The sequence below is a fragment of the Bacillus sp. FSL R9-9410 genome (assembly GCF_038050385.1).
Taxonomy (GTDB): domain Bacteria; phylum Bacillota; class Bacilli; order Bacillales; family Bacillaceae_G; genus Bacillus_A; species Bacillus_A cereus_U.
In genome coordinates this window covers 1,040,320-1,053,572 of sequence record NZ_JBBOTV010000001.1, presented here as the reverse complement: position 1 = coordinate 1,053,572, position 13,253 = coordinate 1,040,320, and the positions used below count along the sequence as shown (strand labels likewise).

Genomic DNA, 13,253 nt, shown 5'->3' with positions numbered 1-13,253 from the left:
TGCCTCCCTTACGATTCTACAATTCTTCAACAATTATGTTGTGGTTCGTATAAACACAAATATCGCCTGCAATTTCTAAACTGGCCTTCGCAATTTGTTTCGCTGTTAAATGTTCACTTGCATGTTGCTTTAAAGCACGACCAGCAGCAAGTGCATAATGTCCGCCTGAACCAATTGCTAAAATACCATCATCTGGTTCAATCACTTCTCCTGTACCTGAAACAAGGAGCATCGTTGTTTTATCCATGACAATGAGCATTGCTTCTAGCTGACGTAGCATTTTATCACCACGCCATTGTTTCGCCATCTCAACTGCAGCGCGCTGCAAGTTGCCATTATACTCTTCTAATTTTCCTTCAAACATTTCAAAAAGAGTAAATGCATCAGCAACTGATCCTGCAAAACCAGCTAAAACTTTCCCTTGGAAAAGTTTGCGGACTTTGCGAGCTGTATGTTTCATTACAACAGCATTCCCCATCGTTACCTGACCATCTCCAGCCATTGCACATTCTCCATTATGATGAACTGCAAATATCGTTGTAGCGTGGAAATTTCCCATAGAAAAAACTCCTTTATATGTTTTTATAGCCTTAAAAGCAATTTATGCCCGCGGGTGATGCTTCATGTACACAGAACGCAATCTTTCTTTAGAGACATGCGTATAAATTTGTGTCGTTGACAAATTCTCATGACCTAATAGCTCCTGCACAGTACGTAAATCCGCTCCTTCATCCAACATATGTGTAGCAAATGTATGCCTTAACATATGGGGACTTATCCGCATTGTAAGTGAAGCTTTCTTAATGAGTTCGTTCAAAACATAACGTACACCCTGATCTGTTAACGGCTTACCTTTCGCATTTAAAAATACCATATGAGATTGTTCTTCAGTCTTTTGAGCTAACTGTTTTCTCCCGTTCTCTATATAAGTAATTAAAGCATCTTGTGCATAGCTTCCGAACGGAATATATCTTTGTTTTTTCCCTTTTCCCATCACTAAAATTGTTCCCACTGCAAAGTCAATGTCCGTAAGTTGCAAATTAACGCATTCGCTTACACGAATCCCAGTTGCATACATCAACTCTAATAAAGCTTGATTCCTTTGACCTAATGGCGCCCCTGTATCAGAAACTTCAAACAATTCCTCTAACTCTTCAGCATATAAAAACTTTGGGATTGATAATTCTTTCTTGGGAAGTGATGCAAGTGCAAACGGATTATCTTTTTGATAACCTTCACGCATCAAAAAACGATATAAACTTCGTAAGCTTGATACTTTCCTTGCGACAGATTTACGGGCTAACTTCTGATTGTGCAACGTCGTCAAGTATAAACGAACATCCGCGTATGTAACATCTAAAAAAGAGGATATGCCTTCTCGCTCCATAAATTGCACAAAATGTTCTAAATCATTTTGATAACTTGCAATTGTATATTTTGAATAATTTCTTTCAATTTGTAAATATCCAACGAATAATTGTAACAATTTCTTCACATTCACATCCATATAACTCACCTCAATAAAGGCTACTAAATCGTATCACAACTTAGTAGCCTTTGCAAGAAATTTAATTAAATATTTACAAAATTTTGAATTGTTTCCAAAGCGCGTGTAGCATATGCTTCATTTCGCTCTTGTTTCTTTTTAATTTTCTTCTCTAACGGTGTAAATAAACCGAAGTTTGCATTCATTGGCTGGAAGTTTTTTGCATTTGTCGCAGTAATATAATTTGCCATACTTCCCATTGCAGTTACAGGTGGTAATACAACTGGCTCTTCACCTTGTACAAGTCGAGCAGCGTTAATACCCGCTAATAATCCTGATGCTGCTGATTCAACATAACCCTCTACCCCAGTCATTTGACCAGCGAAGAATAAATCATCACGTTGTTTATATTGATATGTTGGACGAAGCAAATTAGGCGAATTAATAAACGTATTACGATGCATTACACCATAACGTACAATCTCTGCGTTTTCTAGTCCTGGAATTAGCTGTAACACTTCTTTTTGTGGCCCCCACTTTAAATGTGTTTGGAAGCCCACAATATTGTATAATGTTCCTGCTGCATCATCTTGACGTAACTGAACAACCGCATACGGTGTTTTCCCTGTTTTCGGATCTTCTAACCCAACAGGCTTCATCGGTCCAAATACTAACGTCTGTCTTCCTCTACTTGCCATAACTTCTACTGGCATACAACCTTCAAAGAAAATTTCTTTTTCAAATTCTTTTAAAGGCACTGTCTCAGCAGCAATTAAAGCCTCATAAAAGCGATCAAACTCTTCTTCTGTCATTGGACAGTTTAAATATGCCGCTTCACCTTTATCATAACGAGATTTTAAATATACTTTATTCATGTCAATGCTGTCTTTCTCAACGATTGGCGCTGCAGCATCATAGAAATAAAAATAATCTTCACCTGTTAGTTTTTTTAATTGTGCAGAAAGACCCGGAGACGTAAGTGGACCTGTCGCAATAACAGTTGGTCCCTCTGGAATTTCAGTGATTTCCTCATTCATTACAGTTACGTTCGGATGATTTTTCACATATTCAGTCACTTTCGCCGCGAATTCATGACGGTCTACAGCTAAAGCACCTCCTGCTGGTACAGAGCACTCATCAGCTGCACGAATAATGACAGAATCCATTAGGCGCATTTCTTCTTTAATAACACCGACAGCATTTGTTAATGTGTTTGCGCGAAGTGAGTTACTACATACTAATTCAGCAAATTTATCTGTATGATGAGCTGGTGTTTGCCTTACTGGTCTCATTTCATATAATTTTACTTGGACACCACGCTTTGCAATTTGGTAAGCTGCTTCGCTTCCTGCAAGACCTGCGCCAATGACGTTTACTACCTGTGTTGTCATATATATATCACCTTTCCTTTTCTTCCCGAAAAAAATGTGAGCAGTTACGCTCACATTTGTTGTTCTTCTTCATAATCACACGAAACACATTGTACTTGCACGCCTTTTTTCAACTTTTTCTCTACGAGCATACCTTCACACTTCGGACATTTACGACCAATCGGCTTATCCCAAGATACAAAGTCACATTCTGGATACGTACCGCATCCGTAGAAAAGACGTTTCTTTTTATTACTACGGCGTTCAATAATTTGCCCTTTATCACATTTCGGACAAGTAACACCGATTTCTTTTACAATCGGTTTTGTATTACGACATTCCGGGAAATTCGAACAAGCCATAAACTTCCCATATTTACCCATTTTAAAGACCATCGGGTGACTACATAATTCACAGTCTTCCCCAGCTGGTTCATCTTTAATTTCCACTTCACGCATTTCTTTTTCCGCTTTTTCTAAGCGCGGTTCAAATCCTACGTAGAAATCATCAACAATTTTCACCCAATTTGCATTTCCTTCTTCTACTTCATCAAGGCTTTGCTCCATATTGGCAGTAAATTCAATGTTAATAATTTCTGGGAAAAACTCTAAAATAAGTTCGATTACTATTCCACCAAGCTCAGTCGGAACGAAGCGTTTATTATCTAAAGCAACGTATCCTCTTTTTTGGATTGTTTCAAGTGTCGGTACATAAGTAGACGGTCTCCCAATTCCAAGCTCTTCAAGTGTTCTTACTAGACGAGCCTCTGTATAACGCGGCGGAGGCTGTGTGTAATGTTGCTTCGGTTCTATATCTTTTGAAAATACAGTTTCACCTACTTCTAACGGTGGCAACATCTTATCCTTTTCTTCCGCACCATCATCTTTCGACTCTACGTACACTTTCATAAATCCTGGGAACTTTACAACTGATCCACTTGCACGGAACTGAACATTGTTATTAATGAGTTTCGCTGTAACAGTATCCATTATAGCAGATGCCATTTGACTTGCAACAAATCGCTCCCAAATCAGTTTATACAAACGGAGTTGATCACGACTTAAGAAACTTTTTAGTTCCTCTGGCTTTCTCATTACCGAAGTAGGACGAATCGCCTCATGCGCATCTTGTGCTTTCGACTTTTTCGTTTCTTTCTTCTTCTCTGTTCCTATGTATTCCGCACCAAACGCCTCAGTAATGTAATCACGAGCCTCTGTTTGAGCTGTTTCTGAGATACGTGTTGAATCAGTTCTCATATACGTAATAAGACCTACAGTCCCTTGTTTTCCAAGATCCATCCCTTCATACAGCTGCTGTGCAAGCATCATTGTTTTCTTTGCTCGCATATTTAACTTACGCGCTGCCTCTTGTTGCAAGGAAGATGTTGTAAACGGTAATGCAGGGTTACGCTTTCGCTCTTTTCGCGTTACATTTTCAACCGAAAACGCATTGTCTTTCATCTTTTCGATTATTTCGTTCACTTGTGCTTCGTTCGTTAATTGAACTTTTTCACCATCTACACCGTAAAAGCTTGCTTCAAATGTGTCTTTCCCTTTCACAAATTCTGTTTTAATTGTCCAGAATTCTTCAGGTTCAAAACTTTGAATTTCTTTTTCACGTTCGATGATTAAACGAACTGCTACAGATTGTACGCGTCCTGCACTTAATCCTTTTTTTACTTTCTTCCATAATAAAGGACTAATATTGTAGCCAACAAGACGATCGAGTATACGCCTTGCCTGTTGTGCATCTACTAAATCCATATTAATTGCACGAGGATATTTAAATGATTCTTTTATTGCATCTTTTGTAATCTCATTAAATACAACTCGGCAATCTGATTCAACGTCCACATTTAACGTATTTGCTAAATGCCAAGCAATTGCTTCTCCTTCACGATCCGGATCGGCCGCGAGATAGACTTTCTTTGCTTTTTTTGCCGCTGATTTTAAATCTTTTAAAACGGGACCCTTACCACGAATGGTAATATACTTCGGGGTGAAGTTATTCTTTACTTCTATCCCCATTTGGCTTTTAGGTAAATCGCGGACATGTCCCATGGACGCGACGACTTTGTATTTTTTCCCTAAATATTTTTCAATGGTCTTCGCCTTAGAAGGCGACTCCACGATTACGAGGTAATCTGACATGCTAGTGCCTCCTTAAGAGGTGGATTCAAGTCTTCATCAATCTTATTGATTTCTCTTGTTTTTGTCAATCAAGAATGAATATACCATACAGCGACAATCTACCATTTGTCAATAATTGTTTAATAAAAACATAAAAATATATGGTTAATTTAAAATTTCTTCAAGGATATCCTCCGCATTTCTTACTAGCTTTGCGCCTTGTTGAATTAGATGATTCGTTCCCGCTGCACTCTCTATAAATATAGGTCCAGGAAGCGCAAATACCTCTCTATTTTGTTCTAACGCAAGGTCTGCAGTAATAAGGGATCCACTTCTCTTTTTTGCTTCTACAACTAAAACACCTTTACTTATACCGCTAATAATTCGATTTCTTTTTGGGAAATACCATTTTTTCGGCACATAATGAGGCGGATACTCTGTCAATAACAATATATAATCTTTCCACGTGTCATATAAACCGCTATTCTCCTTTGGATACATATAAGATAATCCGTGTCCTAATATTGCAATAGTCGGGCAATGCTGCCTTACTGTAACTTCATGAGCAATTGTATCTATCCCTCTTGCAAACCCACTAACAATAAGCCATTCTTTTTCAAGTAAAGGTTGTAAAATAAACTTCATACTCTCCTTTCCATATAAAGACGGTTCTCTCGTTCCAACAATCGCTAATTTATTTATCTTGCTAAGAAAATCTCTCTCTCCTTTTCCGTATAAAACAAAAGGGGAATCTTGTATTTCCTGTAATAGTTGCGGATACTCCTCATCCCATATGGTTATACAAAATATTCCATTTTTTTCTAAATAGGATACATATTGCTTTAGATTTGAAGTCTGAAGGAAATTTACTAGTTCTGAAGATTTTTTCGGGGATATTCCAGCGTAATATTCAAATTGTTTCGGACTAAAAGTGTATATTCCCTTCAGTTCTGGATCAACATATAGTAGTCTCTCCATCGCCTTCCAATGATCCGCCAACATGTAATGAAGGTGCAATAAACGTTCTCTTTTCATCTTGATTCTCCTTACCCATAATTTTTATTATGTAAACAGAAAAAAGTGTAAAAAGGCACCTCAAACAAGGAGGTGCCTTTCAAAAAGATTAGTAGTTTTTGCAAGTCTCAAATAATCCCTTTTCTTTTAAAACAGAGATTAATGTTTCACCCATAACAGCTGGTGTTTCCGCTACTTTAATACCACAAGCTTCCATTGTTTTAATCTTTTCAGCAGCAGTTCCTTTGCCGCCAGAAATGATCGCCCCAGCATGACCCATACGTTTGCCTTCAGGCGCAGTTTGACCGCCAATGAAGCCTACAACTGGTTTTGTCATATTAGCTTGTACCCACTCAGCTGCCTCTTCTTCTGCCGTACCGCCGATTTCACCAATCATAATTACAGCATGCGTTTCTTCATCTTCATTAAATGCTTTTAACGCATCAATAAAGTCCGTACCGTTAACAGGGTCTCCGCCGATACCTACAGCAGTAGATTGGCCAATACCTTCTTGCGTTAACTGATGTACAGCTTCATACGTTAATGTACCAGAGCGAGATACGATACCAACATGACCTTTTTTGTGAATATATCCTGGCATAATACCAATTTTACATTCGTCAGGTGTAATAACACCAGGGCAGTTTGGTCCAAGTAAACGTGTATGTTTACCCGCCATATATCTCTTAACGTTTACCATATCTAATACAGGGATTCCTTCAGTAATACATACTACTAAATCAATCTTTGCATCAACAGCTTCCATAATTGCATCAGCCGCAAAAGCGGGTGGAACGTATACAACTGAAGCGTTTGCGCCTGTTGCTTTCACAGCATCTTCTACTGTATCAAATACTGGTACGCCTTCAATATCAGTGCCACCTTTACCTGGTGTTACACCACCTACAATTTTCGTACCGTATTCAATCATTTGCTTTGTATGGAATACCCCTTGAGAACCTGTAATACCTTGAACAATAACTTTTGTATCTTTATTAACTAATACGCTCATTTTTCTCCCCCGCTTTCTATTAGCCCACTAGTGAAACAATTTTTTGTGCACCGTCTGCCATAGATTCTGCTGCAACAATATTTAAACCAGACTCATTTAAAATTTTCTTTCCTAACTCTACGTTTGTACCTTCAAGACGTACAACTAAAGGCAACTCAAGACCTACCTGCTTCGTTGCTTCAATAACACCTTCTGCGATAACATCACACTTCATAATGCCACCAAAAATGTTAACGAAGATACCTTTTACATTTTTGTCAGAAAGGATAATTTTGAATGCTTCTGTAACTTTTTCAGCTGTTGCGCCGCCACCAACATCTAAGAAGTTAGCTGGGTCACCATGGTAATGTTTAATGATATCCATTGTAGCCATTGCTAAACCTGCACCATTAACCATACAACCGATATTTCCATCTAAAGGAATGTAGTTTAAGTCATATTTAGAAGCTTCAATTTCTTTTGAATCTTCTTCTTCAAGATCACGAAGTTCTAAAATATCTTTATTGCGATATAACGCATTAGAATCAAAGTTTAATTTTGCATCTAACGCCATTACTTTACCGTCACCTGTTGTAACAAGTGGATTAATCTCAGCGATAGAGCAATCTTTTTCGATAAACGCACTGTATAATCCCATCATAAACTTCACAGTTTGTCCTACAAGTTCTTTTGGAATATTGATGTTAAACGCGATTCGACGCGCTTGGAAACCTTGTAAACCTACTGCTGGATCAATATATTCTTTAAAGATTTTTTCAGGCGTTTTTTCTGCTACTTCTTCAATTTCTGTTCCACCTTCTTCAGATGCCATTAAAACAACTTGAGAAGTTGCACGATCTAATACAAGACCTACATAATATTCTTTTTTAATATCGCAACCTTCTTCGATAAGTAAGCGTTTTACTTCCTTACCTTCAGGACCTGTTTGATGCGTCACAAGTGTCGTTCCTAAAATGCTTTCTGCATATGTACGAACTTCATCTAAATTTTTTGCAATTTTTACACCGCCAGCTTTGCCGCGTCCACCAGCGTGAATTTGCGCTTTAACTACACATACATCCGTTCCTAATTCTTTCGCTGCTTCTACAGCTTCTTCTACTGTAAATGCAACCTTCCCGTTCGGAACGCTAACCCCATAGCTTCTAAGGACTGCCTTACCTTGGTACTCATGGATATTCATGGTCCCATCCTCCCCTGTTTTCCTGTTTTACTCAAAAAGTTTTTTAATGTTTAAAAAACATTACATTGCCATTGTATAAGATGATTGGCACGCTGTCTACAGTAAAGTGTCAGAAAACTGAAATCGCTTTATTCTTTTTCGAAAATAATAATGTTTATATACCAAAATAAAAAATAAGCTGTGAATATACAGCTTATTTTTGAATCATATCTTTAATTGGCGCGAATGATTTTCGATGTTCCTCTAATACTCCATGTACTTCAATCGCTTCTAAATGCTGTTTCGTCCCATATCCCATATGTTGTTCAAATCCATATGCAGGATACTTTCCTCCTAACTCTTTCATCATGCGATCTCTCGTGACTTTCGCAATAATAGATGCAGCTGAGATAGAGACACTTTTCGCATCACCTTTAATGATTGATGTTTGCGGAATTGATGTAGGAAGCTTCATCGCATCGATTAATAAATATTCTGGTGTACATGATAAATTAGCAACGGCATCTAACATCGCTTGCTTCGTCGCTTGATAAATATTTATTTCATCAATAACTTGTGGTGATACAATTCCCACTCCAATCGCAATTGCATGCTCTTTAATTTCATCATAAAAACGCTCACGTTTCGCTTCACTCAATTTTTTCGAGTCATTTAATCCTGGAATATAAAAATCTTTTGGAAGGACGACAGCCGCCGTCACAACAGGTCCTGCTAACGGCCCACGGCCCACTTCATCAATGCCAGCAATGTACGTGAGCCCTTTTTCACGTAACTCATTTTCGTACTTTGACATTTCTAGAAATTTTTCTCTTTCTTTTTGAGCTAACTCTTTTTGTTTATACCACTTCAAAATTAGTTTTTGAACACCTTTTCTCTCATCTTTCACTAACATTTGAAAACGCTCGTCTTCTTCACTTATAATTTCTTGCAGCAAACATCCCGCTTCTTGAATAGTCATTTTTTGCATTCATTTACACTCCTTTTAAACGTAACCAAAAAGAAAAGACGTACAAACGCACGTCTTATACTTCTTCTACTTTTTCTACATCTTCCACCTGCTCCGCAAACTCTTCTGGTGTTTCAAATGTCATTTTCCCAAATCTTCCACCACGAAGCTCACGAAGTATAAGCTCAGATGTTTTATCATAATCAATCATTCCGCCGCCCATTAAGCAACCTCTGTTTTTTCCAATTGCATCAAATAACTCCACAATTTCTTCTGGAATGTCATTTAACTTATATCGCTCTTTTAAACGTTCTGGATAATGTTTTTCCATAAAACGTAGCGCATAAATAGCTACATCCTGTAGATTTAATATAGAATCTTTAATTGCACCCGTCGTCGCTAAACGAAGACCAACTAATTCATCTTCAAATTTAGGCCATAAAATACCTGGTGTATCTAATAATTCCATTTCTTTCCCAACTTTAATCCACTGCTGGGCCGTTGTCACACCAGGACGATCTCCTGTTTTTGCTATATTCTTCTTCGCTAATTTATTAATCAGTGTAGATTTACCAACGTTTGGAATACCTACAATTAAAGCACGAATTGCTCTTGGTCTAATGCCTTTAGCAACCATTTTATCGAATTTTTCTTTGACAAGCACTTTACAAGCTGCTGCAATTTCTTTCATACCTTGTCCAGCTTGTGCATTAATTGAAATTGCCTTTTGACCTCTTTCATCAAAATATGCAATCCACTGCTTTGTAAGACGATCATCCGCCATATCCGCTTTATTTAAAACAACAAGCCTTGGTTTATGCGTAATAATTTCATCAATCATTGGATTACGAGAAGATAAAGGTAATCGAGCATCTACAAGCTCAATTACAACATCAATTAACTTTAATTTTTCTGTTACTTGGCGTCTAGCCTTTGCCATATGTCCCGGGAACCATTGGATTACCATGTTGCCACCTTCTTTTTCTTTTATTTCACAATACGTGCATCTTTTAACGGCCAATATAGCATATTTGCTTTACCAATCACTTGGTCCATTGAAATTGTACCAATCGAACGGCTATCTTTACTAAAACGACGATTATCGCCTAAAACAAATAATTGACCTTCTGGAACAGTTTTCTTTCCTGTCATTTCTTCAAGAGTAAAATCATATGTAAGCGGTCCGTCAGCAAGTTGTTTTTTCTGCTTATCTAAATACGGCTCCTCATAAGGTTTCCCGTTAACATATAGTTTATCATTACGGTATTCGATTTCGTCGCCTGGCAGGCCAATAATACGCTTAATGTAATCTTTTTCTTCCGTCGCTCGGAATACAATAATATCAAAGCGTTTCGGATCACCTATGTGATAGCCAATTTTATTAACAATCATTCGATCACGGTCATGTAAAGTCGGCGACATCGATACACCATCTACGAGAATTGGGGCAAAGAAAAACTGTCTAATTACGCCCGCTAATACAACAGCAATCAAAATTGCTTTGATCCATTCCCAAAGTGAGCTCTTCTCTTTCTTCATGCTTTCCCCTCCACAGTTATGTAAGCTGCTCGTATTATACCAAAATTTCATATAGATTGGAAAAAGGGAGCTTGTGTATTTACAAGCTCCCATACATGTCTTATCGAATTTCTTTAATACGTGCTTTTTTACCGCGAAGGTTACGTAAGTAGTATAACTTAGCACGACGTACTTTACCACGGCGAAGTACTTCGATGTTCGCGATTCTTGGCGTGTGAACTGGGAATGTACGCTCAACACCTACACCGTAAGAAATCTTACGAACTGTGAATGTTTCACTGATTCCGCCACCACGACGTTTAATTACAACACCTTCGAAAAGCTGAATTCTTTCACGAGTTCCCTCAACTACTTTTACGTGTACACGTAAAGTGTCTCCAGGACGGAATGAAGGAAGGTCAGTTTTCAATTGGCCTTTTGTGATTTCTGTGATCAATTGTTGCATATTAAATTCTCTCCTTTAAACAGATGCTCTTATAAAGTCTTATTAAATTACAGCGGAACATCGTTAATACGGCTACTGATTTCAGTAGCACAAATGTTATAATAGCATATTGCTAGGACTGTTGCAATAGAAAATATATCAAGCCCTTATCGGTCTCCTTTAATCTGTTCCAGCCATTTCTCTTCTTGCTTAGATAATTCTCGTTCTTCCAGTAAATCCGGTCTACGTGTGTACGTACGACGTAGTGACTCTTTATGGCGCCATTCATCAATGTTTTTATGATTTCCTGACATTAGTACATCCGGTACCTTCATACCACGAAAATCAGCAGGACGTGTATAATGTGGGTGCTCTAACAAACCTGTGCTAAAAGAGTCTTCCACTTGTGACGTTTGATTCCCAAGCACTCCTGGCAAAAGACGTACAACACTGTCAGTGACTACCATAGAAGCCAATTCTCCACCTGTTAATACGTAATCCCCAATAGAAATCTCATCTGTTACAAGATGCTCACGAATTCTTTCATCGTATCCTTCATAATGGCCACATACAAAAATAACATGCTCTTCTCCAGCAAGCTCTTCTGCCTTCTTCTGCGTGAAACGCTCTCCTTGTGGACACATTAAGACGATTCTCGGCTTACGGTCTGTTTCCTTCGTTAACTCTTCTACTGCATCAAAGATAGGCTGCGGGGTTAATACCATACCAGCGCCCCCACCATACGGATAATCATCTACACTATTATGCTTACTAGTTGTATACTCACGGAAATTGACAACACGAAGCTCTACCGCTTCTTTTTCTTGTGCTTTCTTTAAAATTGAAGACCCAAATACACCCGTAAACATATCTGGAAACAATGTTAAAATGTCAATTTTCATTATAGTAGCCCTTCCATTACATGAATGGTTACTAATTTATTTTCAATGTTAACTTGAAGTACAACGTCATCAATATAAGGAATTAACAGATCTTGACCCTTTGGACGTTTAATCACCCAAACGTCATTCGCACCAGGAGATAGAATCTCTTTGATTGTCCCTAACGCTTCTCCTTCTTCCGTTACAACGTTGCAACCAATAATTTCATGGTAGTAGTATTCACCTTCAGCTAGTTCGCCTAACTGCTCTTCTGGTACTTTTATTAGAGAACCTTTAAACTTCTCTGCTTCATCTACATTGTTGTATCCTTCAAATGTTAATAAATCAAATGTCTTATGTTGACGATGAGCAGTTACCTTCACTGTAAGATAGTCTGTACCTTTCTCATCCCATATGTATAACGTGTTCCCTACTTTATATCGCTCTTCTGGAAAATCAGTACGAGAAATAACACGAATTTCTCCTTTTACGCCATGAGTATTTACAATTTTCCCTACGTTAAACCATTTTGTCATAAATAGTATGTCACCCCTGGTTTCTATATAAATTAAGCATTTCCATTTCATATATGGAACATGCAATTTCTCTTTAAATGTTAAAAAAGGGAGAGGAAATAACTCCTCGCCCTTTTTACGTTTATTGAATTTCCAGTGTGACGTTCTCATCATTATGATGTCCCACTGAATACAAGAGCATTCGAATCGCTTTCGCAACTCTCCCTTGCTTTCCAATGACTTTTCCAACATCCTCAGGATGTACAGTTAATCGATACTTTATTTCTCCGTTGCAAAGTTCCTGTGTAACTTTTACATCTCCAGGATGATCCACAAGAGGTTTAACAATTGTCTCGACTAACATTTTCATTGTCATTGCCTCAATTACTTACCTTGTTTAGATAAGTGGAATTTCTCCATGATACCTTGGTTAGAGAAAAGGTTACGAACTGTATCAGATGGTTTAGCACCATTTCCTAACCATTTTAATGCTGCTTCTTCGTTGATCTTAACTTCCGCTGGTTGAGCAACCGGATTGTAAGTACCGATTTCCTCAATGAAACGTCCGTCACGAGGAGAACGAGAATCTGCAACAACTACACGATAGAAAGGAGTTTTTTTAGCTCCCATACGTTTTAAACGAATTTTAACTGCCATTTATAAAGCACCTCCGAATTTATTTCACACAGATAATTATATTAGCAAAAAGACTATTGCTTTGTAAAGTATTTTTTCTTAACAGAGCCATCTTTTTTTC

15 protein-coding genes are annotated in these 13,253 nt (G+C 37.9%); all 15 read right to left on the bottom strand.

Going from position 1 to position 13,253, the window contains the following annotated elements; all coding sequences use genetic code 11:
• Positions 1-16: 16 nt before the first annotated feature.
• Complete coding sequence (hslV, locus tag MKX77_RS05785; protein WP_002014538.1) at positions 17-559, bottom strand: ATP-dependent protease proteolytic subunit HslV; 543 nt, start codon at positions 557-559, stop codon at positions 17-19.
• Positions 560-601: 42 nt separating this feature from the next.
• Positions 602-1,501, bottom strand: a complete 900-nt coding sequence (xerC, locus tag MKX77_RS05780) for a tyrosine recombinase XerC (RefSeq protein WP_341307933.1) — start codon at positions 1,499-1,501, stop codon at positions 602-604.
• Between the two features lie 71 nt (positions 1,502-1,572).
• Positions 1,573-2,877 carry an FADH(2)-oxidizing methylenetetrahydrofolate--tRNA-(uracil(54)-C(5))-methyltransferase TrmFO gene (gene trmFO, locus MKX77_RS05775; protein ID WP_341306006.1) on the bottom strand — a complete coding sequence of 435 codons (1,305 nt, stop codon included), beginning with the start codon at positions 2,875-2,877 and terminating at the stop codon, positions 1,573-1,575.
• Between the two features lie 50 nt (positions 2,878-2,927).
• Complete coding sequence (gene topA, locus MKX77_RS05770; RefSeq protein ID WP_341306005.1) at positions 2,928-5,006, bottom strand: type I DNA topoisomerase; 2,079 nt, start codon at positions 5,004-5,006, stop codon at positions 2,928-2,930.
• Positions 5,007-5,150: 144 nt separating this feature from the next.
• On the bottom strand, positions 5,151-6,020 hold the full coding sequence (gene dprA, locus MKX77_RS05765; RefSeq protein ID WP_341306004.1) for a DNA-processing protein DprA: 870 nt from the start codon (positions 6,018-6,020) through the stop codon (positions 5,151-5,153).
• An 88-nt stretch (positions 6,021-6,108) separates the two neighbouring features.
• Entirely contained in the window at positions 6,109-7,011 is a 903-nt protein-coding gene (gene sucD / locus MKX77_RS05760; RefSeq protein WP_341306003.1) for a succinate--CoA ligase subunit alpha, read from the bottom strand.
• Between the two features lie 19 nt (positions 7,012-7,030).
• Complete coding sequence (gene sucC / locus MKX77_RS05755; protein ID WP_341306002.1) at positions 7,031-8,191, bottom strand: ADP-forming succinate--CoA ligase subunit beta; 1,161 nt, start codon at positions 8,189-8,191, stop codon at positions 7,031-7,033.
• Positions 8,192-8,384: 193 nt separating this feature from the next.
• On the bottom strand, positions 8,385-9,158 hold the full coding sequence (locus MKX77_RS05750) for a ribonuclease HII (protein WP_341306001.1): 774 nt from the start codon (positions 9,156-9,158) through the stop codon (positions 8,385-8,387).
• 55 nt (positions 9,159-9,213) lie between these two features.
• Positions 9,214-10,104 (bottom strand): ribosome biogenesis GTPase YlqF, encoded by an 891-nt coding sequence (gene ylqF / locus MKX77_RS05745; protein ID WP_002066792.1) that lies wholly within the window; start codon positions 10,102-10,104, stop codon positions 9,214-9,216.
• 20 nt (positions 10,105-10,124) lie between these two features.
• Complete coding sequence (gene lepB / locus MKX77_RS05740) at positions 10,125-10,676, bottom strand: signal peptidase I (RefSeq protein WP_002066791.1); 552 nt, start codon at positions 10,674-10,676, stop codon at positions 10,125-10,127.
• Between the two features lie 100 nt (positions 10,677-10,776).
• Positions 10,777-11,121 carry a 50S ribosomal protein L19 gene (rplS, locus tag MKX77_RS05735; RefSeq protein WP_002014524.1) on the bottom strand — a complete coding sequence of 115 codons (345 nt, stop codon included), beginning with the start codon at positions 11,119-11,121 and terminating at the stop codon, positions 10,777-10,779.
• Between the two features lie 146 nt (positions 11,122-11,267).
• Entirely contained in the window at positions 11,268-12,002 is a 735-nt protein-coding gene (gene trmD, locus MKX77_RS05730; protein ID WP_341306000.1) for a tRNA (guanosine(37)-N1)-methyltransferase TrmD, read from the bottom strand.
• Entirely contained in the window at positions 12,002-12,517 is a 516-nt protein-coding gene (gene rimM, locus MKX77_RS05725) for a ribosome maturation factor RimM (RefSeq protein WP_033710827.1), read from the bottom strand. The genes trmD and rimM overlap by 1 nt, the downstream gene beginning before the upstream one ends.
• A 121-nt stretch (positions 12,518-12,638) precedes the next feature.
• Positions 12,639-12,866 carry a KH domain-containing protein gene (locus MKX77_RS05720; RefSeq protein ID WP_219919731.1) on the bottom strand — a complete coding sequence of 76 codons (228 nt, stop codon included), beginning with the start codon at positions 12,864-12,866 and terminating at the stop codon, positions 12,639-12,641.
• 14 nt (positions 12,867-12,880) lie between these two features.
• Positions 12,881-13,153 (bottom strand): 30S ribosomal protein S16, encoded by a 273-nt coding sequence (gene rpsP / locus MKX77_RS05715; RefSeq protein ID WP_000268750.1) that lies wholly within the window; start codon positions 13,151-13,153, stop codon positions 12,881-12,883.
• Between the last annotated feature and the right edge of the window lie 100 nt (positions 13,154-13,253).